At 63.9% G+C, this 24,832-nt stretch carries 25 protein-coding genes and 2 pseudogenes; 21 read left to right on the top strand and 6 right to left on the bottom strand.

Features of this window, described 5'->3' with window-relative positions:
* Window positions 1-473 precede the first annotated feature (473 nt).
* A pseudogene (locus tag E7T06_RS21745) lies at window positions 474-701 on the top strand (hypothetical protein); the annotation flags it as partial.
* A gap of 123 nt (window positions 702-824) precedes the next feature.
* On the opposite strand, the gene E7T06_RS09945 reads toward E7T06_RS21745, so the two are convergent.
* Entirely contained in the window at window positions 825-1,568 is a 744-nt protein-coding gene (locus E7T06_RS09945; protein WP_136365621.1) for an AraC family transcriptional regulator, read from the bottom strand.
* A gap of 222 nt (window positions 1,569-1,790) precedes the next feature.
* Between E7T06_RS09945 and E7T06_RS22200 the strand changes: the two genes are divergently transcribed.
* Window positions 1,791-2,264 (top strand): DMT family transporter, encoded by a 474-nt coding sequence (locus E7T06_RS22200; RefSeq protein ID WP_346763197.1) that lies wholly within the window; start codon window positions 1,791-1,793, stop codon window positions 2,262-2,264.
* Window positions 2,150-2,422, top strand: a pseudogene (locus tag E7T06_RS22195) (hypothetical protein); the annotation flags it as partial. The gene E7T06_RS22200 and the pseudogene E7T06_RS22195, both read left to right, overlap by 115 nt.
* A gap of 475 nt (window positions 2,423-2,897) precedes the next feature.
* Here E7T06_RS22195 and E7T06_RS09935 read toward each other — a convergent pair.
* Genes E7T06_RS09935 through E7T06_RS09925 form a run of 3 tightly spaced genes read right to left on the bottom strand, consistent with a single transcriptional unit; the run spans window position 2,898 to window position 5,106 of the window.
* Window positions 2,898-3,224, bottom strand: coding sequence for an NAD(P)H-dependent oxidoreductase (locus E7T06_RS09935; protein ID WP_276605567.1), 327 nt, complete (start codon window positions 3,222-3,224; stop codon window positions 2,898-2,900).
* Between the two features lie 55 nt (window positions 3,225-3,279).
* The gene (locus E7T06_RS09930) at window positions 3,280-4,689 is read right to left on the bottom strand and encodes an IS66 family transposase (RefSeq protein ID WP_240740944.1); all 1,410 of its coding nucleotides are present in this window, start codon (window positions 4,687-4,689) and stop codon (window positions 3,280-3,282) included.
* A 57-nt stretch (window positions 4,690-4,746) separates the two neighbouring features.
* Window positions 4,747-5,106, bottom strand: a complete 360-nt coding sequence (locus E7T06_RS09925) for an NAD(P)H-dependent oxidoreductase (RefSeq protein WP_240740945.1) — start codon at window positions 5,104-5,106, stop codon at window positions 4,747-4,749.
* 416 nt (window positions 5,107-5,522) lie between these two features.
* On the opposite strand from E7T06_RS09925, the gene E7T06_RS09920 reads away from it, so the two are divergent.
* Genes E7T06_RS09920 through E7T06_RS09865 form a run of 12 tightly spaced genes read left to right on the top strand, consistent with a single transcriptional unit; the run spans window position 5,523 to window position 16,778 of the window.
* Complete coding sequence (locus tag E7T06_RS09920) at window positions 5,523-6,959, top strand: MmgE/PrpD family protein (RefSeq protein WP_136365623.1); 1,437 nt, start codon at window positions 5,523-5,525, stop codon at window positions 6,957-6,959.
* Window positions 6,952-7,503, top strand: a complete 552-nt coding sequence (locus E7T06_RS09915; protein ID WP_136365624.1) for a thiamine pyrophosphate-binding protein — start codon at window positions 6,952-6,954, stop codon at window positions 7,501-7,503. Before E7T06_RS09920 ends, E7T06_RS09915 begins: the two co-directional genes overlap by 8 nt.
* Window positions 7,500-8,093: a thiamine pyrophosphate-dependent enzyme gene (locus tag E7T06_RS09910; protein ID WP_136365625.1), complete on the top strand. Its 594-nt coding sequence runs from the start codon at window positions 7,500-7,502 to the stop codon at window positions 8,091-8,093. Before E7T06_RS09915 ends, E7T06_RS09910 begins: the two co-directional genes overlap by 4 nt.
* Window positions 8,094-8,100: 7 nt before the next feature.
* Window positions 8,101-8,880, top strand: coding sequence for a 5-oxoprolinase subunit PxpA (locus E7T06_RS09905; protein ID WP_136365626.1), 780 nt, complete (start codon window positions 8,101-8,103; stop codon window positions 8,878-8,880).
* Window positions 8,877-10,040, top strand: coding sequence for an acyl-CoA dehydrogenase family protein (locus tag E7T06_RS09900; RefSeq protein WP_136365627.1), 1,164 nt, complete (start codon window positions 8,877-8,879; stop codon window positions 10,038-10,040). The genes E7T06_RS09905 and E7T06_RS09900 overlap by 4 nt, the downstream gene beginning before the upstream one ends.
* Window positions 10,041-11,180 carry a CaiB/BaiF CoA-transferase family protein gene (locus E7T06_RS09895; RefSeq protein WP_136365628.1) on the top strand — a complete coding sequence of 380 codons (1,140 nt, stop codon included), beginning with the start codon at window positions 10,041-10,043 and terminating at the stop codon, window positions 11,178-11,180.
* On the top strand, window positions 11,177-11,338 hold the full coding sequence (locus tag E7T06_RS09890; protein ID WP_346763196.1) for an aldolase/citrate lyase family protein: 162 nt from the start codon (window positions 11,177-11,179) through the stop codon (window positions 11,336-11,338). Before E7T06_RS09895 ends, E7T06_RS09890 begins: the two co-directional genes overlap by 4 nt.
* Entirely contained in the window at window positions 11,335-11,835 is a 501-nt protein-coding gene (locus E7T06_RS09885; RefSeq protein ID WP_136365629.1) for a MaoC family dehydratase, read from the top strand. Before E7T06_RS09890 ends, E7T06_RS09885 begins: the two co-directional genes overlap by 4 nt.
* Complete coding sequence (locus E7T06_RS09880; protein WP_136365630.1) at window positions 11,832-13,313, top strand: aldehyde dehydrogenase; 1,482 nt, start codon at window positions 11,832-11,834, stop codon at window positions 13,311-13,313. The genes E7T06_RS09885 and E7T06_RS09880 overlap by 4 nt, the downstream gene beginning before the upstream one ends.
* Before the next feature lie 3 nt (window positions 13,314-13,316).
* The gene (locus E7T06_RS09875) at window positions 13,317-14,825 is read left to right on the top strand and encodes a carboxyltransferase domain-containing protein (RefSeq protein WP_205750871.1); all 1,509 of its coding nucleotides are present in this window, start codon (window positions 13,317-13,319) and stop codon (window positions 14,823-14,825) included.
* A gap of 10 nt (window positions 14,826-14,835) precedes the next feature.
* A complete protein-coding gene (locus E7T06_RS09870) occupies window positions 14,836-15,657 on the top strand; it encodes an SDR family NAD(P)-dependent oxidoreductase (protein WP_136365631.1) in 822 nt (273 codons plus the stop codon).
* Window positions 15,654-16,778, top strand: coding sequence for an FAD-dependent oxidoreductase (locus E7T06_RS09865; protein WP_205750873.1), 1,125 nt, complete (start codon window positions 15,654-15,656; stop codon window positions 16,776-16,778). The genes E7T06_RS09870 and E7T06_RS09865 overlap by 4 nt, the downstream gene beginning before the upstream one ends.
* A gap of 713 nt (window positions 16,779-17,491) precedes the next feature.
* Here E7T06_RS09865 and E7T06_RS09855 read toward each other — a convergent pair.
* On the bottom strand, window positions 17,492-18,766 hold the full coding sequence (locus tag E7T06_RS09855; RefSeq protein ID WP_136365632.1) for an FAD-binding protein: 1,275 nt from the start codon (window positions 18,764-18,766) through the stop codon (window positions 17,492-17,494).
* Window positions 18,767-19,069: 303 nt separating this feature from the next.
* Here E7T06_RS09855 and E7T06_RS09850 point away from each other — a divergent pair, with 303 nt between their 5' ends.
* The 6 genes from E7T06_RS09850 to E7T06_RS09825 all read left to right on the top strand — a co-directional run bounded on the left by E7T06_RS09850 (window position 19,070) and on the right by E7T06_RS09825 (window position 23,839).
* Window positions 19,070-19,324, top strand: coding sequence for a hypothetical protein (locus E7T06_RS09850; RefSeq protein WP_136365633.1), 255 nt, complete (start codon window positions 19,070-19,072; stop codon window positions 19,322-19,324).
* Between the two features lie 112 nt (window positions 19,325-19,436).
* Window positions 19,437-20,357, top strand: coding sequence for an ABC transporter ATP-binding protein (locus E7T06_RS09845; protein WP_136365634.1), 921 nt, complete (start codon window positions 19,437-19,439; stop codon window positions 20,355-20,357).
* Between the two features lie 28 nt (window positions 20,358-20,385).
* A complete protein-coding gene (locus E7T06_RS09840; RefSeq protein WP_136365635.1) occupies window positions 20,386-21,207 on the top strand; it encodes an ABC transporter permease in 822 nt (273 codons plus the stop codon).
* A 228-nt stretch (window positions 21,208-21,435) separates the two neighbouring features.
* Window positions 21,436-22,089: a DUF1349 domain-containing protein gene (locus E7T06_RS09835; protein ID WP_240740946.1), complete on the top strand. Its 654-nt coding sequence runs from the start codon at window positions 21,436-21,438 to the stop codon at window positions 22,087-22,089.
* Between the two features lie 2 nt (window positions 22,090-22,091).
* Window positions 22,092-23,240: a sensor histidine kinase gene (locus E7T06_RS09830; RefSeq protein ID WP_136365636.1), complete on the top strand. Its 1,149-nt coding sequence runs from the start codon at window positions 22,092-22,094 to the stop codon at window positions 23,238-23,240.
* A complete protein-coding gene (locus tag E7T06_RS09825) occupies window positions 23,237-23,839 on the top strand; it encodes a response regulator transcription factor (RefSeq protein ID WP_136365637.1) in 603 nt (200 codons plus the stop codon). Before E7T06_RS09830 ends, E7T06_RS09825 begins: the two co-directional genes overlap by 4 nt.
* Before the next feature lie 281 nt (window positions 23,840-24,120).
* Here E7T06_RS09825 and E7T06_RS09820 read toward each other — a convergent pair whose 3' ends face one another.
* Entirely contained in the window at window positions 24,121-24,681 is a 561-nt protein-coding gene (locus tag E7T06_RS09820; protein ID WP_240740947.1) for a hypothetical protein, read from the bottom strand.
* Window positions 24,682-24,832 lie beyond the last annotated feature (151 nt).

Here is a 24,832-nt window from a genome sequence, read left to right as displayed (position 1 = left end):
AGTCTCCATTGTCGGTCAGACTGAACTCCTCCTCCACAGAACCCTAGCAAGATCACCTCACCAGTTCAGCCAGCTCCTGACCCAGCTGTGTCAGCGATTTTTCGTTCATTCTGCACGCTATCAGGGCGGTTATCGCTGGCTGCATTTAGGCTAATGTCGGGACATTCCCCTGACGTTCCGCCGCTAGACTTCCCGCATCCCAAACAATTCAAGCCAACAGAGTGAAGTTGGCGGGCAGTCTCGCCACACGCGGAGCTTTTTCGTGAATACACGCGTGGTGCGTTCAAGCAGATCTCCTTTCCCAGGATTGCTCTCATACAAGATGAAACTGAGTTTCAACGAGGACACCCGCCTCGCTGTTTCCACAGCAGACGTCCGACGAGTTGAAGTTGGCTTATCGCCACTCCGAGCGGGCGGTGAAGCGCTCCCGCGGGCAGATCTTGTGGCTGGGGATCCCTCGCTTTTGCGGCTCTTCCCACCGTTCAACACGACGTCAACAAGGATTTAAGCGCCGGAAACGTACACAGGAATTTCTCAACCTGCACGCCCGAATCGAGAATCTCTACCATCACATCCGAACCAGCATTTCCGCCACAAGCGTTCCAGACCTGGGCGGCGGGCGCTGCAGGGGTGGCCTGAGGTTCAGGCCACCCCTGCCTCCATCTGCACTGGGGCCAATGAGGGCAACACAACCCATCTGACGCTTCACCAGCGTGATCTGGTTGAAGTTTCCCTTCGCCTGACCGTTCCTCCAAGGCGGCGTTACTGCGGCCAGCCATGCGGTTGGAGATCAGATTTAGTGGGCAAGCTTAATCTGCGAGTCTTCATTTTCTGATCAAAACTCGGTCACGGTACGCCTGTGGGGTAATACCGGTGACCGTACGGAACTTGCGGGTAAAGGCGCTGTGATCAGCGTAGCCGCAGGCGTGGGCAATTTCAGAGATAGACAGTATGGGCTTGCGAAGCAGTTCTACAGCAGCATTGAGCCGCGCCTTGATCAAGAACTGCTGCGGCGTCACCTGGCACACCCGCCGTAGCAACCGCTCAAAGTTGTCTTCCGACAAGCCAATATGGGCAGCCAGAACCGGGATCCGCAGGGGCTGATCGCAATGCGCCTGCATATAGCTGAGGGCCTCTGCGATCCGTGCAAAGTCCGCATGTCTCTCCAGAGGAACGGGGACGTCCCGCGAGACTCCCGCTAACCCCACCACCTCACCCGCCGCGTTTCGCACAGGAACCTTATGTGTCAGGCACCAGATAGGTTCACCCCGCGGGCCGAAATACATTTCCAGCACGTCCCGCAGCTCCTGACCCTCCTGCAGTGTCCGCACGTCCTGCTCATTGAAACGCTGTCCAGGGTCGCCCATAAAGACCTCGGCAGCGGTGCGGCCCAGCACATCGCGCTTATGCAGGACTCCAGTGCGCCGCCGTAGGGTGTCATTCACACTGACATAACGGCCCTGAAGATCCTTCACAAAAAAGATCAGATCGGGTACGCCGTCCAGCAGGGCCTCTATAGGCCAGCTTCCATCTGGTGCGGGGCGCAGCCAAGCCCGGGGATCGTCCATGGGCTTAGTCTGTCATACCGATCTTTTCCTGAGAAAATGCCGGCCTCCGCGGGAAAACTCGCAACATCGATCAAGACAGTTGGCCGTGCTCTGTCTACGCCAGAAGCATGTTGAAGGTTCCTCCACTCCCGGCTCAGACCACCCAGACCGCGCACGGCGACGGAAAGGGCGTTGGACTAGCCCTGCTCTTCCGGCACACTAGGACTCTGGGGCAAGTTGGCTATGACCCTCCGGCTGACCACACCTACCCTGCTAAGTTGGCGCCGTGGTCTCGCAGCCCTCCTGCCCTTTGCTCTCGGTTTCGGGCGCCTTCCCCTGCGCATGCGGGCCGAACTGTTCCCGCTCAGCGCCATCTATACAGCCTCTACGGTGCCGTACTTCATGGCGCTCGCCCGGATTTCCGCCAGTACCGCTGCACTACTGGTCTACATTGCTCCAGCCTGTGTCCTCCTCTACGGCCTTCTGGCCCGCGTCCGCCCTTTACGCTGGCAAACGGGGGCACTGCTGTGCACCCTGACCGGTCGTGGGGTTGCCGAGCGCTGCCGACCGCGATCTTACCGGTCTGCTGCGGGGCCGGATCAGTGGAGGCCTGTACGGCGGATAGCTGTTCGCCAGCGGCCGACTGGCCCGCACGGCCTCCCCCCTTACCGTGGCGGCGCACCTCTTTTGTGTGCGCCGCCACTTTTGCGCTGCTAGGTGGGGTAACTGCACAGTTAGCGGTGCCGAACAGTCCCGCGCAATGGGGAATTCTTCTCGCCGTGCTGCTGATCCCAACGCTGGTGTCCCTGCCTGCTCTGTCTGAAGCCGTGGGGCGGATCGGCCCAGCGCGCGTCAGCCTGCTTGCCACGACTGGTCCCCTTTGGGCCACCTTGTGTGCGCTGCTGTTTTTAGGCGAGCAGCTGCACTTCACCCAGAGGGTGGAGGGTGGGGGGAGCCCTGATTCTGGCGGGCGCCGCCTCCACACAGTGGACGCCAAAGCCTGTCTCAGCTTCACCCGTGGAGGCAGCACGCGTGTGAAGGGCCTTCGCTCTGGCATGGTGTACGGGTTCGTCAGGTCGGGAATGGGCGATGACCGCGCCCACGAGGTGAGGGGGGATCCCCTGTGCCATGCAGGCCCCCGTGAAGGTAAGCAAGATGGGCAGCGTGCACCCACAGCAGCTTGGGCAGTAGGTTCAACTTGGGAGAAAAGCGCTGCACCAGTGCGTCTAACAGAGGCTAAAGCTGCTCTGAAGAGTGCTTGTCTGGCATGTAGAGGGTCAACGCGAGCAAAGATCTGCTGTCAGCAGCCATCAATAAGGGCTAAGGATCAGGGACATGAGTGCAGCTTGGTCAGTCATTGGCGGTTGCTCCAGTGTTCCACGACAGCACCGGCCGGGTGTCCAGGCTGGAGAAGGCCTCGCGAACCTGTACCAACTGCTGCGCCCGCTCTTCGGGGGTTTTCCGCACCGGGCTGAAGCTCACGACGGGCGCGAGAACGTTGTAGCCGACAAAATAGAACATGCCGTGCTGAATGTGAAACAAGATGACGTCCATCTCGCCGTCCCGCGCGCCAGAACCGAACATGTCCTCGGTGCTGCCGGTGGTGAAGAGCAGCATCGCCCGTCGGCCCTGGAACCCCCCTGTTTCAAAGCGGCCGACACTTCCCCCATAGGCCACGCGTCTGTGATTAGCGACCCCAGGGGTACCCGGCTGGAAGCCGGACACCCAAGCGTTATCGGGTGAGACTGGTCAGAACTGTGACAGGGTCCTGACCGCGCAACCGCGCGGTCTCCACGGTGGACTTGATCCGCATGTACGTCTGCGCGCCCACTGCATTCTTGCTGCACTGCGAGACTTTCCTGGCTATAACCACAGTCCGCAGGCTCCGTTCCGCCGCGTTGTTCGTCGGTGGAATATCCGGGTCCTTCAGAAACCGCCACAACCGATCCAGCACGTCTTGCTTCAGGATGCCCAGTCGGAGTCGCTCGTTCGCTTTCGACTTCAGAGGCGCTCGATTCAGCAGGGCGTCCAAGCGCAGGGTGAGTTCCTCACCCTGCTGCGTGTACTCCTCCCGCGTGTACGCACCCGTCGTCACGTCCCGGTGCAGTCGGACGCCGTCCCGAAAGACCTGTGCGACCCGCTGTCCGTACAGCTCTCCACGCCCGGGACGCCGCTGTTCCTCGGCGGCGACCTCATCCGCGTTGCGGATCAGGTGCGCCAGGCACTTCTGCTGCCGGACGTCCTGCAGGAAACGGCTGTCGTACGAGGAGAAGCGGTCGCTGACCAGCACGCCCGCGAAGTTCTGTCCCAGCCCTTCTCTGACTTCCACGTTCGTGTGCCGCAGATTCGCGCGGAAGACCACGGTGTCCGCGCTGCGGAACGCGCCCACCCAGGCCTTCTGGGTGCCGATCCGCCAGCCGGTGTCGTCGTGATGGACGAAGGCAGCCTGTTGCACGTGTGCTTGGAGAGCCTCAACGTGCGCGGCCAGGGGACGGCCGTCGGCGGCGAGCCGCTGTGCGGCTTGCGTGATCGCACCTTGCGTGACCTGCACGCCGCTGAGGAGAGTCATGACCCGACCGATTCGGCGAACCGGCAAGCCAAGCTCGTGATGCAAGGTCTGAAGGGTGGCGTGCAGGACCGGCCCAAGTCGATGGGCAGTGGCACCTACTTGATCGGCTTTCAGGGCGGGATGATCACCACGCACCGCGTGGTGACACTGAGGGCACTCCATGACGGGCACGTGGTACTCGGTGACCTGCATGGCGTTCTGAGGGGCGAGTTCCGTGACCCAGGCTTTGTCGTGACGGGTGAGGATCAGCGATCCCGTGAATCCGCAACGAAGACAGCTGTTGGGCGAGTCGACCTGCACGGTCTCGGTGACCTGGTGCGGCAGGGGTGGGGACTTGTGCGCGAAGGTGCCTTCACCAGGACGCCGTCCCGGTGATTTGGGAGCGGCGGTGTACTTGTCCCGGCTGAAGGGCGCGGCGTACTTGCGGGCCCGTCGTTCCAACTCTTCGATACGCTTCTTCAAGCGGGCAATTTCAGCCTGGAGCACTTTATTCTGCGCGGTCAACTGGTCGTTCTGTTCGGACTGGCGACGAATGATCTCGAAGAGATCTTTCTCAGTCACCTTGGAACCCATGGACAGCATGGTAACGGCAAAGAGTGCCCAGCTTCCAGCCAGGCACTCTGGGAGGCGCTAATCACAGACGACGCGGTCTACCCAGCCTTTGAGAAGGGCGGGCAGGGAGAACCACCACATCGGAAAGGAGAAGACCAGCAGATCTGCCCGCCGCACCTTCTCGATCTCTGCTGTGAGGTCTAGGGTAAAGGTGCTGTGCTTGACGGCTTCGACTTGTTCAATCTGCGGTTTGAAGTGTCCGACCAGCTCATGCTCAAAATCGTTCCGGCCAAGTTCGGGGTTCCAACCCACCGGGTAGAGGTCACTGATCTCGACCGTATAGCCCTGAGCTTCAAGAGTCCTGGCAGCCTCCCACATCTGAGCAGAGCAGAAAGATTTGGGTTCTGGATGGGCATGAACAATCAGTGCATGTGGCATAGACGTCTCTCCTGAGAATCAAAGGTCAATGATCTGGATGCGGGGCTGCGGACAGTCCCGGGCGGACACTCTGCCGAGGCAAAGGCAGCCAACTCAGCCCAGAGGTGAGAACAGTATCTCGCCCAGCGCGGCTGATGTCTTGAATAGATCAGGGCTTTAGGCTGTGGAAATTAGCATAGGAACCTCCCTCGTGCCTGGCAGACCAAACAGCCGCGCCGGGCCCATCCTGTCGCGTCACAGCTCCTTGTGTTGGTCGGAACACAGCTCCGGAGTCGCGCAGCTGATGCCGAGCCCCGGATAACCGCCGAACGCACAGAATTCGAGTTTATGGCACCATCGCCTCTCCACCTCCTGTGCCGTTTTCCGCAGGACACCCGGGTAAAACGCTCAAGACACTTGGCCGGAACTGAAGGACAATGAACAGCACTTCAACGTTCAAGGAGAACCGCGTGCCCCACGCTGGAACCAGTGCCGTCCTCGCTGCATTCATGGCGAATCCCCCCTTCATCCCGGATACCGTTCTTGAGGATGCCCGCCGGAGCGTTCTCGACGGGCTCGGTTCTCTGCTCGCCGGTTCGCTGGAACCCCCTGCCCGCATGGTTCAGGACTTGGTGCGCGGTCTCGGGCAGGCTGACGACGCCAGCGTCTTCAGTGCCGGGAGGGCCAGTGCCGCGGGGGCGGCTCTGGCCAACGGCGTCGCGACGCACATCCTTGAACTCGACGACATTCACAAGGGCTCCACCATTCATGCCGCTGCGCCCATCATCCCGGCCGCCCTAGCCGTGGCCGAACGTGAACATCAAAGCGGCGCCGCTTTTCTGCGGGCCGTCGTGCTGGGTTACGAGGCTGCGCTGCGCATCGGGGAAGCCGTCAACCCCAGCCATTACCGCTACTGGCACCCCACCGGCACGGTCGCTACCTTTGGCGCGGCGGTTGCGGCCGGTGCCCTGATGGGCCTGAGCCAGCGTCAGATGCTTGACGCGCTGGGTACCGCCGGCACCCAGGCGGCTGGCCTCTGGGAATTCAATGCGAGCGGCGCCATGAGCAAAACCCTGCATCCTGGCAAGGCCGCCATGAACGGCGTGATGGCCGCAGATCTGGCCCGGCGCGGCTTCACAGGCGCACCGACCATCTTGGAGGGGCCACGCGGGTTTTTTGCAGCGACCAGCGCCGTCCATGACGCCGAACGGGTAACCACTGACCTGGGTGTGTTGTGGAAGGTCAGCGAGAACGGCTACAAACTGTACTCGTGCTGCGGCCACACCCACACGGCCATCGACGCGGCGCTCGCGCTGCGCCAGGCCCACGGGTGGACGGCCGACTGGGTACTGAACCAAGTTCGTGAGGTGCGCGTCGCCACGTACGGCCCGGGCTGGGACATCGTGAGTGAGCGAAATCCCCACACGCCGTACCAGGCCAAATTCAGCCTGTCCTACGTGGTTAGTGCGGCCTTGCTGGAAGGCGCGGTCGGCCTGACCCAGTTCAGTGAGGACCGTTTCGGCCCTTCTGGAGTGAGGCAGGAGCTGTTGGCCCGCTTGCTGCCGCGGGTTCAACCCGCCGTCTCTGCGGAGCTAACCGCCAGGTATCCGGCGGCATGGCCTGCCCGTCTGGAAGTGGAATTGATTGACGGTCAGGTGCTGCGGGCTGGGGGGGACTTCCCCCGGGGAAATCAGGAGAACCCAGTCAGTACAGCCGAGCTCGAAGCCAAATTCTGCGCGCTCGTTGAGCCCCGCTTCAGTCAGGCCGTGAGCGAACGGGCGCTGGCACTGGTTCGCCACATTGAAGCGGTTCCCGACCTGGCGGTGGCCGGCGCGGAACTCAACACCCTTTGCCAAGGAGCGCGACATGAGTGAACCTGTCTCAACTTTTCAGAACCCGGCTGGAACTTGGTCCCTGGCGGTCTATGACGTCCTCAAAGCGCAAAACGTCCGGCTGGTGCCGTTCGTGCCGGATGGAGGGCACCGCGGCCTGATCGAGCACTGTCAGGCCGACCCGGACATGCGCGCTGTGACCCTGACCACCGAGCAAGAAGGCGTTGCCTTGGCAGCCGGCGCCTGGGTAGGCGGCGTGCGGTCCGTGCTGCTCATGCAGTCGAGCGGTGTTGGCAACTGCATCAACATGCTCTCGCTCCTCAAGACCTGCCAGATGCCCCTCGTGATCTTGGTCACCATGCGCGGCGAGTGGGGGGAGTTCAACCCCTGGCAAGTCCCCATGGGGCAGGCCACTCCGGAGGTACTCCGGGCCATGGGCGTTCTGGTTCAGAGAGTGGATGATCCGGAGCTCCTGCCTGGGGAGGTGGACGCGGCCCTGCGGCTGGCGTACAGCACCTATAGTCCGGTCGCGGTGCTGCTCTCGCAAAAGCTGTTGGGGGCCAAAAAGTTCGGGGGGAGCAAATGAACGCGCCCCAACTGGAACGCCGGGTGGTCATGGCGCAGCTGCTCGAAGAGCGCGGAAGTCTGCTGGCCGTCACCGGCTTGGGGGCCACTGCTTGGGACCTTGCCTCACTGTCTGACAGCCCGCACGACTTCCCGCTGTGGGGCGCGATGGGCGGCGCCGCCATGTTCGGCCTGGGCCTGGCCCTCGCCCAACCAGACCGGTCAGTGGTGGTGTTCACAGGAGACGGTGAACTGCTGATGGGCCTCGGCGCACTGTCGACCATCGCCGTCACCCGGCCCCCAAACCTGAGCGTGGTCGTGCTGGACAACGAACGCTACGGAGAGACGGGAGCGCAGCCTACCCACACTGCGGCCGGAGTCGACCTCGCCGCTGTGGCCCGCGCCTGCGGGTTTGAGCGAACCATCACCGTCCGGGAGGAGAGCGGCATTCCTGCCTTGCGGGCCGGCCTGCACGCGGGTGAGAGCCCCCTGCTGGCTGTGGTGAAAGTGGCCCTCACGGCGGATCCTATGACCCTCCCGCCCCGGGACGGCACCTACTTGAAAAACCGCATGCGGGCCGCGCTGCTGGGTCCAACGGCGATCTACGAGTGAGGGGAAGATGTTCGTCGACCTGAATGCCGACGTGGGCGAAAGCTTTGGAGCGTGGACGCTCGAACACGACGAGGCGCTTTTTCCCTTTCTGTCTTCCACAAAGCTCGCCTGCGGCTTTCATGCGGGGGATCCCGTCACCATGCACGCCACCCTTAAGCTGGCCCGGCAGTTCAATATGGGGGTCGGGGCTCTCCCCAGCTTCCCCGACCGGGTAGGGTTCAGGCCGCGCATTCCGGAGGCGAGCTCCGAGGAGGTGTACGCAGACGTGCTGTACCACGTGTGTGCCCTGGCGGCCTCGGTGGGCGTGCCCCTCCGGCAGGTGAAGGCGCACGGCGCCCTCTCCATCTGCGCTTGGACGCATGCCCCAACCGCCCAAGCCATTGCTCAGGCCGTCTACGGCGTGCATCCCACTCTTCCCCTCTTGGTGCTGCCCACCACCTTGCTGGAGACCGAAGCGCGGAAGTTGAGCCTCCCCGTCGTGTTGGAACTCTTCCCGGAGCGGGCGTACCTGCATGACGGGCACTTGGCCCCGCGGAGCCTGCCGGGTTCCAGCATCCACAACCCGCACGAGGCGGCCTGCCGCGCCGTTACGATGGTGAAGGAAGGGCAGATTCAGACCCTGGACGGCGGCTTCTCCGAATTCAAAGCAGACACCTTTTGCGTTCACGGTGACACCCCGAACGCCGTGGAGATCGCCTGCGCCATCCGCGCTGCCTTGGAGGCGGAAGGAATCGAAATCCGGGCTGTTGCCGTTCCCACCCTGCGCCGCCCTGAGGTACCTGCATGACCCTGACCCGCTCGCCCATGACCTATCCTGAACTCCGCGAACCGGTTCGTGATCTCTGCGCCCGCTTTGACACCCAGTATTGGCTGGACGCTGAACGCGCCGGCTACCCTGAAGCGTTCGTCGGTGCCCTGACCCAGGCCGGCTGGCTCGCGGCCCTGATTCCCGAGGACTACGGCGGCGCAGGCCTGGGCCTGACCGAAGCCAGCGTCATCCTTGAGGAAATCAACCGATCTGGCGCGAATTCCGGTGCTTGCCACGCCCAGATGTACATCATGGGCACCCTGCTGCGCCACGGGTCAGACGAGCAGAAAGCGCAGTACCTGCCCCGCATTGCCAGCGGAGAACTGCGCCTCCAGTCCTTCGGGGTGACTGAGCCCACCACAGGTTCCGACACCACCCGGCTCAAAACCACCGCAGTGCGCCGGGGTGACACCTATGTGATTAATGGGCAAAAGGTGTGGACCTCCCGCCTTCAGCATTCCGATCTGCTGCTGCTGCTGGCCCGAACCACGCCCCTGGCGAACGTCCGCAAGAAGACAGAAGGCCTGTCCACCTTCTTGATCGACCTCAGGACCATTGACCGCAGCCGCATGACCGTGCGGCCCATCCAGAACATGGTAGGACACGAGACCAATGAAGTGTTCTTCGATGATCTGGACATTCCCGCCAGCAGCTTGGTCGGGTTGGAAGGACAGGGCTTCCGGTACGTGCTTGACGGCATGAACGCCGAGCGGATCCTGATTGCGGCGGAGTGTGTGGGGGACGGGTACTGGTTTACCGAGCGGTCCAGCCGCTACGCCAGCGAGCGAGTGGTGTTCGACCGGCCGATCGGGCAAAACCAGGGAGTCCAGTTCCCGATTGCCCGCGCCTACGTGAACGTACGTGCAGCTGACCTGATGCGGTATGAGGCGGCGGCTCTCTTTGATGCGGGGCGCCCCTGCGGTGCCGAAGCCAACATGGCCAAGCTGCTGGCTGCAGACGCGTCCTGGGAGGCGGCGAACGCCTGCCTCCAGACGCACGGAGGCTTCGGCTTTGCCGCTGAGTACGACATCGAACGCAAGTTCCGCGAAACGCGGCTCTATCAGGTGGCGCCCATCAGCACCAATTTGATCTTGTCGTTTGTCGGCGAGAAGGTGCTGGGCATGCCGAGGTCGTACTAGATGCTGCCCCTAGAAGGTCTGCGGGTGGTCGCACTGGAGCAAGCGGTCGCTGGGCCGTTCTGCTCGCGCCAGCTGGCGGATCTGGGGGCGGATGTCATCAAGGTCGAGCGCCCCGGCGAAGGAGACCTCGCGCGCGGGTATGACGGCGCACTCGGCGGGGTCTCGGCGTACTTTGCTTGGCTCAACCGTGGCAAGCGCAGCGTGGTGCTGGATGTGAAGAGCCCGGATGGAGCGGCGGCCCTAGAGAACTTGCTCGCCGGCGCAGACGTGTTTGTGCACAATCTCCTGCCCGGGGCGGTCGAGCGCCTGGGCTTCGGGTGGGACACGGTTCGCGAGCGCTTTCCGCGCCTGATCTGGGTGTCCATCTCTGGCTACGGCCTGTCCGGTTCATACGCGCACAAAAAGGCCTACGACATGCTGATCCAGGCTGAAGCGGGGGTGATCGCCCTGACCGGCAGCGCTGAGGCCGCCGCCAAAGTTGGTATCTCCGTGGCGGACATCGCCAGTGGGCTGTACGCCCATTCCAGCATTCTCGCGGCCCTGCTGGCGCGTGGGCGCACTGGGCAGGGAGAGCGCATTGAAATTTCCATGTTTGAGGCCCTGACCGAATGGATGATGCCCCCCATGTACAGCCTGATCGGTCAGGGGCGTGCGCCAGGCCGCGCGGGGTTGCGGCACAACATGATCGTGCCTTACGGCGCTTACCGCTGTGCAGACGGCCAGGTCATGTTTGCCGTCCAGAACGAGCGTGAATGGATGAACTTCTGCACCGACGTACTCGGGCGCCCTGACCTGACCAACGATGAACAGTTCGCGACCAATGCCCAGCGACTCGCGCACCGCGCCCCACTGGAAGACACCATCGAAGCGGCCTTCGCGGCCTTGAGCCGGGAGGAGGTGAGTGCTCGTCTGGAACGGGCTGGCATTGCCAGCGCCCGGGTCAACAGCGTGCAGGAGGTGGTAGATCACCCGCAGTTGCAGGACCGTCAGCGCTGGACGCAGGTGCAGACGCCAGCGGGCACCATCCCGGCCCTGCTCCCACCTCACAACCTTGGAAGTGCGCCCCCACGCATGGGCCGTGTCCCTGCCCTGGGGGAGCACACTGCCGAGGTGCTGGCAGAACTGCAGGGCGCGCCATGATTCCCGCGCGGCTGGAACGCGGCCAGTTGTACGTCCCTGCCCACCGCTGGCACATGATTGAGAAGGCCAGGACGGGCCCAGCAGACGCGGTGGTGCTGGACCTTGAGGATGCTGTGCCGCTGGAGGAGAAATACGCTCAGGAAAGGAGAACCCTGTGACCAGCTCCACCGGCGGCCGCTGCTTCGAGGACTTCAAATCCGGCCAGGTCATTGAGCATCCCCTCGGCCGAACCGTGACTCAGAACGACAACATCTGGTTCACCCTCCTGACAAATAACACCAACCCCATCCACTTTGACGCGCATTACGCCGCGCACACAGAATTTGGGCGGCCCTTGGTGAACAGTGCGTTCACCATCGCGCTCGTCACGGGTCTGTCGGTATCAGACATGTCGCAGAACGCCGTGAACCTCGGCTGGGATGAAGTGCGCCTCCCACACCCGCTGTTTGAGGGGGATACGGTGTATGCCCGCAGCGAAGTGCTGTCCCTACGCGAGTCCCGCTCGCGGCCCCACCAAGGGGTGCTGACATTCAAGACCTCTGGTTACAACCAGCACGGCACGGTCGTCTTGGAATTCAAACGCACTGTTTTGGTGTATCGGCGCGCGCACGTGCCGAGCGTGACCTCGAGGCCCAGCATGAAGGAAACCCCATGACCCTGCCCGAGTACCCGCTCTACATTGGCGGCCAGTTCGTGCCCGCTCAGTCCGGTGCGCTGGTCGACACCGTCAATCCCTATACCGGGAAGGTCTGGGCGCGCGTACCGGAGGCCGGGCCGGAAGATGTGAATGCCGCCGTCCGCGCGGCCCGCGCCGCACTGGACGACGGCCCCTGGGGGCGCCTGACCGGGCGGCAACGGTCGAAATTGATTCACAGGCTCGCCCAGATCCTGGAACGTGACGCCGACCTGCTGGGAGAGATCGAGACGCGCGATAACGGCAAGCTGCTGCGGGAAATGCTGGGTCAATGCCGGATGCTGCCCGAGTGGTACGAGTACTACGCGGGAGCGGCCGACAAATTGCATGGTGAGACCATCCCCAGCGACAAACCAAACTATTTCATCTACACCCGCCGCGAGCCGGTCGGCGTGGTGGCCGCGATCATACCTTGGAACTCTCCACTGCTGCTGCTCACCTGGAAGTTGGCTCCGCTCCTGGCTGCAGGCTGCACGGTGGTGGTCAAGCCTGCTGACCAGACGCCGGTGTCGGCGCTGGAATTTGCCCGGCGGGTGGAGGAGGCCGGGTTCCCGCCGGGCGTGTTCAATGTGGTCACAGGCGGCGCGGCTGTGGGCGCGGCTCTGGTGGCCCACCCGGGTGTAGACAAGGTGGCCTTTACGGGCAGCACCGACGTCGGCATCAAGGTCGGGCAGGCGGCGATGGGTCACCTCGCCAAGGTGAGTCTTGAATTGGGGGGAAAAAGCCCCAACATCGTCTTCGAGGACGCTGACGTGGACGCTGCGGCCAACGGCGTGATCGCTGGAATCTTTGCGGCGGGCGGTCAGACCTGCATCGCCGGGTCTCGGTTGCTGGTGCATGACTCCATCCACGATGAGCTGGTGTCGCGTGTGGTGCAGCGGGCGCAAACCATCAAGCTCGGGGATCCGCTTGATCCGGAGACCGAGATGGGCCCAGTCGCTTTCCGAGCGCATCTGGACAACATCTTGCGCCGCTGTGAGGCTGGAGAGCAGGAAGGCGCCACATTGGTGACGGGTGGACGGCGCGCCTCGGGCGGTGACCTGGATGCCGGTTTCTTCGTGGAGCCCACAGTCTTTACGGGTGTTCACAGCCGCATGAGCCTGGCCGCTGACGAAATCTTCGGCCCCGTGCTGTCCGTGCTGGCCTTCAGAGATGAGGCCGAAGCGGTGCAACTGGCAAATGACTCCCGCTACGCCCTGGCCGCGGGTGTCTGGACCCGGGATGTTCAGCGCGCCCACCGTGCGGCACACGCAATCAAGGCGGGCACCGTCTGGGTCAACGCCTACCGCGCGGTGAGTTACAACGCACCGTTCGGGGGGTTCAAACACAGCGGCATCGGCCGGGAAAATTCTCTGGAGGCAGTCCACGACTACCTGGACACCAAGACCGTCTGGGTAGAACTGAGCGGCGCCACCCGCGATCCATTCACGATCGGCTGACCCGTGCAGCGTCTCGAAGGCTTCTCCATCGTGTTCGGTGCTGAACTGAACCGCAGTGACACTGACCGCCTGCACGCCCTCCACCGGGCGCTGCGGGACAACCTGATCCTTGGTGTGACAGACCTCTACGCAGGGTACGTCAATCCGTACGTGGAATATGAGGCGGTTCAGACTGCCTGGATCACGGTCTGCGAGTGGGTGAGGACGCACCTGCCAGCCGCTCTGGACGCCCAGCACCAGGCACGCCTCCCAGTGACGCTCCCTGTCAGGTACGACGGTGAGACTCTCGTGGACGTCGCTGCCCGAACGGGGATGGGTGAGCGTGAGGGGATTCGCCTGCATACGCAGCCGGACTACTATGTGTACGCCGTGGGGTTTCTGCCAGGCTTTCCCTTTCTGGGGGAGGTGGAGGCCCTGCGCCTTCCCAGGCGGGACACGCCACGTCTCCAGGTGCCGTTCAACGCGGTCGCAATCGCCAATGCGCAGAGCTGCGTGTACGTGCTGCCCTCGCCGGGGACCGCCCTCACCACGATCTACGCCCCGGGCCGGGACGCCCCCTTCCCTCTCTCGCCCGGGGACACAGTTCGGTTCGTTGAAGCTCAGGAGGATACGCCTGACCCTCTTGCGGTTTGTCCTTTGTGGCCTGGCGTTCCTGCCCATCCCGCCCTGCGGGCCGAGAAACCTGGACGGCTTGACTTGCTCGGCCGCTTTGTTCAGGCCCATCACGGCATGGCGCGCAGCGGCCCACTGGATGAGTGCGCCCCGGCCTTGGCCGACCACATCGTGGGCAACCCGCCAATCACCCTCCTGCTCGAACTCACGCTCCTCGGGCCACCACTGACCGCCTTACACGAGGTTGTGCTGGTGGCCGTGGGCCACGGCATGACCAGGCAGGTCGCTGGCCGAGCTGTACCCGCCCAGTCGCCTTTCGTGTTGCGTGCAGGCAAAACACTGGGGTTCACACCGACTGGAGAAGGCGCCCGCTCGTATCTGGCGGTGGCGGGCGGCCTGGAAACGCGGCCGTTCCTGGGGAGCAGCAGTGTCGGCCCTCCCCTGATGGTTGGTGACGTGCTCGGCCTAGACCGTCAACCAGTCCTCGCGGCGGCGCCCACCGGGAGGGCCGCCCCGGATCCCCGCCGAGCTGACCTTGAGCCTCCTGCCAGGCCCGCAGGCGACCTACCAGGCGCTTGGGGGCGCTGCCCAGCGCCCCCCCCAATCCGCGTCCGGGAAGGAGACCGAATGGGCATCCGGCTCGAGGAGCCAGATGTGCCGGGAGGACAGGTGATCGGTGAAGCCACGCTGCACGGCGCTGTGCAGGTCACACCTGCTGGGCAGCGCATCCGAACGCTCGAGGCCGCATCGGTGGGTATCACGAGCCTGCCGTCATTCACCCAGAAGACCTGCCCCGGGCTGCCCAGTTGCGGCCCAATCAACTGGTTCGTTTTCGACCCCATCTGTCTGGCCCGCCTGAGAGTTGGCCGCGCCGCTGGTTCATGCCTGCATCAGGTTTAAGGAGCTCCCTATGACGAACCCTGTTTCTAACCGTTTTGACAACCGTGTGGTACTGGTGACGGGCGCTGCAGGCGGAATTGGCCGCGCTGTGGCCGAGCGGTTTGCCCGTCAAGGCGCCCAGGTGGCCGTGAATGACCTGAGTCGAGACGCGGTGCAAACCGTTGTCGACAGCATCACGGCGGCGGGTGGCCGCGCCTTGGCCGTGCCCGCTGATGTCTCAGACGCAGTGCAGGTGGACGCCATGTTCACACGCGTCGAAGCGGCTTTCGGTTACGTGGACGTGCTGTACAACAACGCCGGCCTGATCGACACCACGCGGCATTTTCTAGAGGCTGACGAGGGCTGGTGGGACCAAATCATCCAGGTGAACCTGAAAAGCGTGTTCCTGTGTTCGCACCGGGCCGCCCAGATGATGGCGCGGCGCCGCAGGGGCGTCATCATCAGCACCTCGTCTGGCGGCGCGACCCGCGCCCACCGTGGGAACGTTGCCTACGACGCCACGAAGGGCGGGATTGAAGCCATGACACGCGCCATGGCCCTGGACTTGGCGCCTTACGGCATCCGGGTCAACGGAGTGGTGCCGGGATTTATCAATACCTACGGCCTGACGGAGGAGCAACTCCGGGTGCGTGAGAAAACCGTGCCACTGGGGCGTTACGGCGTGGCAGAGGACATGACGGGGGCCGCGCTGTTTCTGGCGTCGGATGACGCGGCGTATGTGACCGGTCAGTTCGTTTCGGTGGACGGCGGCGTACTGGTGCAGCAGCGCTCCGCGAACGTCGATACCTTTCCTGTGGAGGGCTTTCCTGTGGTCGAGGCTGACCTCCCATGATGACCGGCATGGGCTGGGACGTGGCGGTGATCGGGGCAGGCATCGTTGGGGCGGCCTGCGCGTGGCGTCTGGCTGAGCGGGGGCTGAAGGTCGTGGTGCTGGAGCAGGGCAGTCCGGCGGGCGGATCAACCGGCAAGAGCGCCGCGGGTGTGCGCGCCCAGTTCACGTCGGAGACCAACATCCTCTTGTCGAAGCACAGCATTGAGGAGTATGCCAGCATGCCAGAGGCGGGGTACCACCCAGGCGGCTACCTGCTGCTGGTGCCTGAGGCGCAGTGGCCCAGCTCTCAACTGGGGGTGGAGCTTCAGCAGAGGTTGGGCGTGCCGACCGAGCGCCTGACGCCAACAGCAGCCCAGGTGCATGCCGAATTCCTGCCGGATGGGTTGGGAGGGTGCACGTATTGCGGCACAGATGGCCATGTGGACGCCCACGGGTTGACGATGGCGTACGTGAGCCGCGCCCGGGAGCTTGGCACACGCTTCTTGTTGGACACCAGGGTAACTGGCATCCAGCGGTTCGGTGAGATCTGGCGGTTGACGACGTCAGCGGGAATGGTGGAAGCTTCGCTGCTGGTCAATGCGAGTGGGGCTTGGGCGGGGGAGGTGGGCGCGTTGGCCGGTCTACAAATTCCGGTTCAGCCGGCCCGGCGGATGGTGTTCACCACGGGGCCGATCAAGTTGCCACGAGTACTGCCGATGATTTTTGACCTAGAGAGCGGTGTGTGGCTGCGCTCTGAGGGGGAACGGATTATCCTGGGCCGTGCGGATCCAGCGGACGTGGGCTGGCGAGAAGGCATGGAATGGGAGTGGTTGGAGCCCACGTTGGAAGCAGCCATGAAGCGCTTTCCTTGGCTGGGAACTGCTTCACTGGACCGGCGTGCCAGCTGGTGGGGGTATTACGAGGTGACCCCTGATCATCAGGCCATCGTGGGCCGGATGCCGGGAGGAGACGGGTGGCTGAATGCCTGCGGTTTCTCTGGACACGGGGTGATGCACGCGGCCGCTATCGCCCGCGTGATCGCGCAGGAAGCTGTGGGCGAGACGCCGTTTATCGATCTCTCGCCGCTCCGGTACGAACGGTTCAAACGGATGCCGCAGGGCCCGACCGATATTCAAGTCTGAAAACGTCTGTTCGCCTGTTCGGCACCTGACACTTCGAGGAATTGGCGTTCCAGTGGGCGAGCATGGTACACCGAGGAGCTGCAGGTAGCCAGAAGGCGTCCCCGCTCCACCGCACGGCCTCACTGAGCGCCATCTCACGGGTGCGCAGCTGACTTCTGATGAGTCGCCCCAGGTTGTCGGTCTGACGCTGATCTTCCACCCCGACCCGGGCTATCCACGCCAACGCGCTGCACAGCGATCCGGGTACCCTCAAGAGCCGGTCGGCAACCGTCATGTGCGTGGCGTCAAGGTTCCGCCCTCACCCGGCAGGGTCAACGGCAGCAGGATGCTGGTGTGCGCGGAATTCCACGCGCCATTTGTCAGGGGGTCGCCGGCTGTTGCCGCAGCCAGGCGAGGCTCTGCACCGCACTGCCGAAGGGCTCGCCCGTACAGTGGTCTTGCTCCAAGAGCAACCACTCGACTCCCGCGCCCTCGACCCGCGTAGCGGTTCAGATACGTCCCAGCCTGCTGGCTCCCTTGCCTCCACCCAGGCCACGTCAATCTCTGCCAGCACATTTGGTGCGCGGTCAAGCAGAGCGTCCAGCACTGATTGCCCGTTCACATGGTCACTCAGCTCATGGTCGTGATTGTGATACGCGACGCGGAGGCCGGCCTGCTTGGCCCTGATGGCCGCGTCTTGCAGGCGGTCGGCAAACCTCAACCAGTCCTCACCATCATTTGCAAGAGTTCCCGAACACATAAGCGTTCAAAAAGTCGTTACGGAACTTGCCTCCCGGATCCCACGTCGTCACCAGTCGCCGGAAGTCCGGCAGGCGCGGATAGAGGTGCTCCAACCGGGCAGGCGGCAGGGTAAAGACCTTCCCCCAGTGCGGACGTGGTCCGAACGGCGCGAGTTCTCTTTCGATCTCAGGCAGCAGGGCCCGCACGGCCCGCTCATCTGGGTGCCAGGTGAAGTGGACGCTCACGCTGTCCTGGTGGTAACACGGGCTGAGCCAGAGTTCGTCGGCAGAGATGGTTCGTACCTCCGAGATCAGGAGAACGGGGGCCAGCCGTTTTCCCAGCGCAGATAGGGCGTACAAGGCGGCGGGAGCGTGCGTACGGGGCAGGACGTATTCGCTCTGCACTTCCTGGCCGCTGCTGGGCGTATGGGCGGCGCGGAAATGGGGCAGGCGGTCAAACCAGGGCCCTGGGATGCCGAGCTGTTGATTGCAGGGCGCCGCCGAGAGATGGTGAATCGGGTGAAGGTGGCGCTGTGCCAGCGTCGCCCCGAACCATTCCGCATCAGGCTTGAACGTGTCTTGCGGGGAAACGCGGCGCTTGAGCCACACCTGTTGAACGTGGGGCTCACGCCAGTCGGTGAAGAGACTCACGCTCTCGGCGCTTCCGGTGATCTGATCAAAACGCTGGATGAGCTGCGTCAGAGGCAGATGTTCGTACACGTCCTGCCGCATCAGGTAGCTGGGCTCGACCTTCAATGTGAGGCTGGTCACCACTCCGAGGGCACCCAGCCCTACCACCATGCCCTCAAAGGACGCTCCCTCCTGCTCTCGCGAAACGGTGGTCACATGCCCACCCGCTGTGACGAGGCTCATCGCCGTCACAGCGGCGGCCAGGCCTGGCGAGCGGTTTCCGGAGCCGTGGGTGCCGGTCGCGCACGCGCCGGCCACAGAAAGGTGGGGCAGGGAGGCGAGGTTGTGCAGTGCCCAGCCGCGCTCGTCGAGATATCGGCACAGTTCCCCGTACCGCACGCCGCCCTCCACCGTGACCGTCTGTTGTCCTTCGTCAAGCGCGAGGACGCGGTTCAGGTGTTTGAGGGAGATGAGGTCTTCGGGTGTGTCCGCGATTCCGTTGAAGGAGTGGCGTGTCCCTAAGACCCGAACCTGTGCTGAGCGGCGCACCACATCTTGAACCTCCTCAACGGTATGGGGATGGTGCCACCGCGCGGCGCGGTAGGTGTAGTTGCCTCCCCAATTGGTTTGCTTGGTCATCTGCGCCGTACTCCCTTGGCAAGTCCTCATCTGGCCTGACTCCATGATGTGCGTTTTTGTATACACCGGGCTCGTACCGTCTGTGTGTTACCTGACCCCTCTGATCATCAGGTGGGAAGAACGTCGATTTCATCGGCCCTGGAACGTGTCCTAGAAGTAGAGTTGTACCATGACCCGGAGGGCGGCGGAACAGTGGGTGTTTGAGCAGTACCAGACCGCTGTCTCTCCAGTGGAGGATTGGCAGACCTAAACGGAGGGCTACTGTGTGCCCGCCCGCGCCCCAGCCGGCGGGAGGGCGCCCTCATGCCCACAGAGAAACTCCCCACCTCCCACCAAACCCATCCCCCTGACCTCGCTACCATTGACGCCCTGAAACGCGAAGGACTGCAGCCTGCACAGGGCCAAACCGTCGCCGTCCTCTTCAAGCGGCAAACCGGCGACCGCGAACACCTCAGCGGCCTCTACCGGCGAGCAGAAGATGAAAGAACCAACCTCAATCTGCCCGCAGGAGAGCTGGAAGGGCACTCAAACCCTTCGCGAGGAGTTTCAGGCGATTGAGGCCGTGACGCGTATAAGAGCTGAGGCAACAGCGCCGCATATGACACCTGTCATGTTGCCGCCCTGACGCAAGGCACTGGGAGCGGCCCGTCACACCGCGCACTCTGGGGGCATGACCCATTCAGCCTCTGCCGCTCCTCCGCCCGCCGTCGAACTGGTGGGCGTGAGTAAACGCTTCGGCTCCGTGGAGGCCCTGCGCGGCCTGACCCTGGGCATCCGGGCCGGAGAACTGACCGCGCTGCTCGGCCCCAACGGCGCGGGCAAAACCACTGCCATCAGCCTGATGCTGGGGCTGGCGCGGCCCACGGCGGGCGTGGTGCGGGTGCTGGGCGGCAACCCGGCAGCGGGGGGCGGACGCACCGTCACCGGGTCCATGCCGCAGGAAAGTGCCATCCCGCAGGCCCTCACGGTGCGTGAGGCGGTCACGCTGTTTGCCCGCCTCTATCCCGCACCCCTCAGCGTAGACACCGCGCTGGAATTGGCCGACCTGCACAGCGTCGCCACGCGGCGGGCCGGGGCGTTGAGCGGCGGACAGGCCCGGCGACTCGCTTTCGCGTTGGCAGTGGTGGGCAACCCGCAAGTGCTGTTTCTGGATGAACCGACCACCGGCATGGATGCCGGAAGCCGGCTCGCCTTCTGGCACGCTGTAGACGGCCTGAAACGGGAAGGCCGCACCATCTTGCTGACCACCCACTATCTGGAGGAAGCCGAGCGCACCGCCGACCGCGTGGTGGTCATGAACGCCGGAACCCTGCTGGCCGACGGCACCCCCGCCAGCCTGCGCTCCGGCGTGGCGGCGGGGCGGGTGCGTTTTTCTTCCAACCTCGTGCTGGCCGAGTTGCAGGCGCTGCCCGGAGTCGACAGCGCCGAGGTGGACGGAGCGGGCCGCGCCACCCTGCGGACCCGCGAACCCGAAGCCCTGTTGGTGACCCTGGTCCACGCAGGGGTGACCTTCCGGGAGCTGGAAGTCAGCCGGGCCAGCCTCGAAGACGCCTTCCTGAGCTTGACCGCACCCGACGCCCTGAAAGCCTGATTCCCTCATTGCCCCGGAGGTTGGACCCATGACGACGCCCAGCACGCCTGCCCCCACCCTGCCCCGCCTCGCCGTTTCCTCTGGCCGCCGTGCGCCGCTGCTGCCCGCGCTGGCGCAACTGGTGCTGGCCGAACTGCGGCGCATGGCCCGCAATCCCATGTTTGCCGTCGGTACGCTGGGCTTTCCGATCCTGTGGTTTGCCCTGTTCGGTCTGCCCAACGTGCGCGAAACCACCGATAGCGGCGTGAACGTGGGCCACTATCTGCTGGTCAGTTTCGGTACCTACGCGCTCCTGAGCCTCGCCCTGTTCTCGTTCGGGGCAGCGGTGGCCATAGAGCGCACGGGCGGTTGGTTGAGGCTGCTGCGGGCCTCGCCGCTGCCTGCGCCGCTGTATTTTGCCGCAAAGATTTTGGCTGCGCTGCTGTTCAGCGCTCTCAGTCTCACGCTGCTGTACTCCTTCGCGCACGTTGCAGGCGGCGTGACCCTGCCGCTGGGTCTGGCCCTCACGGTGCTGGGCAAGCTGCTCCTGGGCATGGTTCCGCTGATCGCCTTGGGCCTGTGCATCGGCTTTCTGGTCAATCCGGCGGCCGCCAGCGTGATGGCCAATGTGCTGAGCGTGCTGGTGTCGTTCGCATCGGGCCTGTTCGTGCCGCTGGACGGGTTGCCGGACGTGGTGCAGCGGGCCGCGCCGTACCTGCCGGGCTATCACCTCGCGCAGTTGGGCTGGAGCGCCGTGGCCCATGACACGTCTCACGACCTGACGCATTGGCTGTGGCTGGCGGGCTTTACGCTGGTCTTCGGCAGTGTGGCCGTGTGGGCCATGAAGCGAGATGAGGCGCGGGGGCAGTAAGCGGGGGCGGTGGGAACAGCGTTCTGAATGGCCTTTTGGCTCGTTTTTCCAGTGGTGTTCTGTTCTTGATCCTTGCCTAGGTTGCCAAGTCTTTGAAGGCTGGGCAACAAAACCCCCCTTAAGGGGAGGACAAGGGCTGGCTGCGAAGCCAACTGGGGGTTGCTCAGCCCAATCAGGATCAATACGTAAAAGGCAAAAACGCTCTGAAGAAAGGAGGATACTTTTCCTATGTTAGATGGACTTCCAGCCACCGACGTGCTCCAGACGCCTTGGTCAGGCATGAGCTGGCAGCACGCGCCGCCGCAGGCCCAAGTGACGGCAGACGGAGCGTTAGAGGTACGCACGGGCGACCAGACGGATTTTTGGCAGGCCACCCATTACGGGTTTACGCACAGCAACGGTCATGCCCTGCTGCAAGCAGCGCCCTCAGAATTTACGGCTTGTGTGCGCGTGCGCGGCGAATACCTGCAATTGTACGATCAGGCGGGCCTGATGGTGTGGGCCGACGATACCCACTGGCTCAAAGCAGGCGTGGAGTACGTGGAGCAGAACGGGCAGCAGCGGCAGCAATGGAGCGCCGTCCTGACCCGCGATTTTTCAGACTGGAGTGTGATGCCTGCCGAGGCCCACGCCGCCGTTTGGTTCCGGGTGATCCGGCGGGCCGACGCTGTGATCGTCCATGCCCGTCCAGACTCCACGGAATCTGCGCCTGCCCCCACCGCCTGGACATTGCTCAGACTGGCCTATTTTCCGCCGACTCTGCCAGTCCGGGTGGGCGTGATGGCCTGTAGCCCACAGCGGGCCGGATTTCAGGCGACCTTCGATCAGTTTACCCTCACCCCTTCCGATGCCCGTTCTCTCCACGAACTCACCCAACCCTGACTATGGCTACCCGCTCTCGCCGCCTCAACATCTGGGATTTTTTCCCGCTGATCTGGCTGGGGTTTCTGGTCTTCCCGCTGGGCAGCTTCTGGGAAGTGCCGCGCAGCCCGCTACAGGTGGCCCTGTTTCTGGCCCTGATCACCGGGTTCATCGTTCTGTATTTGCGGGTCTTCTGGCCCGGCCTCCGCAGCGCACAGGTGCAGCAATCCTGGGCAGTGGTAGGCTGGGCCTTGTCGCTGGCCAGCTATTTCGTGCTGCTTCCGGTGATCGGGGGAACGGCCACCACATTCCTGATCTACGGGGCCAGCATGATCGGATTTCAGGGGCGCACAGGCACCGCGTTCTGGCTGGCCTTCCTGAACATGACGGTGATGGTGTGGCCCTTCTGGACAGGCACGTACCGCCCCGACGACCTGTGGTGGCTGGCCCCCAACCTGCTGTTTACCCTGGTGGCGGCCTATGCCAACCACGCCAGTTATGCCCAGCGCGTCGCGGGTGCACGGCTGGCGCAGGTGCAGCGCGAAAACGAGCGCCTGGCCGCCGACGCCGAACGCGAACGGATTGCCCGCGACCTGCATGATCTACTGGGCCACACCCTCAGCGTGATCGTGCTGAAAAGCGAGTTGGCCGCCCGCCTGACAGAGCGCGATCCGTCCCGCGCCGCACAGGAAATCCGCGAAGTGGAGCGCATCAGCAGAGACGCCCTGACCGAGGTGAGGGCCGCCGTGCAGGGCTACCGGGGCAGCGGCCTGAATGCCGAACTGGCCCGTGCCAAGGTGGCGCTGGACGCGGCGGGCGTGCGCCTGACCGTGACCGAGGCTCTACCGGAATTGCCCGCCCGCACTGAAGCCAGCGCGGCCATGCTGCTGCGCGAGGCGGTGACGAATGTAGTGCGCCACGCCCGCGCCCACGAGGTCAGGATTACGCTGACGCCCACGCCACGCGGTCACCGACTGGTCATCAAAGATGACGGCATCGGCGGCCAGACGCCCGAAGGCAGCGGCCTGACCGGGATGCGTGAGCGGTTGAGGGCGCTGGGCGGCAGCCTGACCCGCGACGGCACAGCGGGCACGACCCTGACCGCCGACCTGCCCGGCCCCGAAGCGGACGAGTCTGCACGCGACCTTCTGCCAGACGGACTGCGCCTGTGATCCGCGTCTTGCTGGCCGAAGATCAGTCGATGGTGCTGGGGGCGCTGTCCGCCCTGCTGTCTCTGGAAGACGATCTCAGCGTGGTGGGCACGGCCACCGACGGCGAGGCGGCGCTGGAACTGGTTCGCACCCTGTTGCCCGATGTCCTCGTGACCGATATAGAAATGCCGCGCTTGAGCGGGCTGGATCTGGCTGCCCGTGTGCGCGAAGACTACCCCGCCGTGCGCGTGATCATCGTGACGACCTTTGCCCGCAGCGGCTACCTCCGCCGGGCACTGGACGCCGGGGCACGCGGGTATTTGCTCAAGGACGCGCCCGCCACCCAGCTTGCACAGGCCATCCGCCAGGTGCAGGGCGGGGGCCGCGCCATTGCCCCCGCCCTGGCAGAACGCGCGTGGGACGACCCTGACCCCCTGACCGAGCGAGAACGGCAAGTGCTGCGCGAAGCCGAGAGCGGCACCTCGACCGCCGCCATCGCTGCCGGCCTCGGCCTGTCCGAAGGCACGGTCAGAAACTACCTGTCGGAAGCGATCAGCAAGCTGGGAGCTGCCAACCGCGCCGAGGCAGCAAAGCGGGCGCGGGAGAAGGGCTGGTTATGAGGACTTAACCTAGCGAGGGCATCCGATGCCGCCCTTCAGAATGAGAAAACAATGAGTCGGGGGGCAGTGCGAAAGGGAAGCTTTCTCAACGAGAGGAAAACAGTGATGGACACGGCCTTTTCCTGTTGCACAAGCCTGTTGCCTTTATCCTGATTCACTCCACAGGTTTTTGCACTGCCATTCAGTGTCCACAGCCTCACTTACGCCATGAGCATTGGCCCTCACTGCTCTGAATTCAGGGTGAGCTGTCCTCAAGTTGTCCCACTGTTGGGCCTGCTGAGTTAAGACTTGGAGTCGCAAGAGCCGGGCCAAGCCCGAATCAGGGCTTCGGCTTTCTCCAGCGTTGGCTGCTCGCCCTTGTCCCGGATGGCGCGTCCTGCCTCGAGGCCATACTCAAAGCTGGTTGCGGTCATGACGTAAGCTCCAAAGGCTGCCGCACGCGCATACTGCACATCAAAGTCGGCTTCCTCGTTCCCGGTCTCGGGCTGGGTCATCAGTTGCCGTAAAGCAGCGTTTGGATAGGGCGCGACCTTGCCCAAGGTACTCGCGGCGGCGCTGAAACGTCCTCCCAAGACACCGTAGAGTTCTGGATGCCCCACGATGTACTCCAGATACTCCAACGCAGTTTCCGGCTCTTTGGCTTGGGGAGCGTACTGGATAGCGTAGTTGATCCAGAAGCCATCCGATGCTTCGTTGAAGGCGTACACCACGTCGCGGAACAACGTGTCCAGTTCAGTGTTCGGCTCATCAAGGCATACCTCCAGTGCGGTGATCAATGCTGGAGAGGCATCCTCAAAGGGCGTCCAGCGCTCACAGGCCGTCCTGAGTTCTTGAACGTTCATCCGCCATCCAAAATATCGGACAAGAGGCGCAGCGGTGCCGTGGCCTGCATCAAAGCCGTCTCAATGGCGGTGTTAGCCGCGACGTTCCCACCCTTCGAAAACTTGGCGAGGGAGGCCATGCTCTGCTTCACCACATCCAGTTCCAGCTGGC

The sequence above is a fragment of the Deinococcus sp. Arct2-2 genome (assembly GCF_004801315.1).
Lineage (GTDB): Bacteria > Deinococcota > Deinococci > Deinococcales > Deinococcaceae > Deinococcus.
Note: the sequence above shows the minus strand (reverse complement) of the source record. Positions and strands in the feature narration are given on the sequence as shown.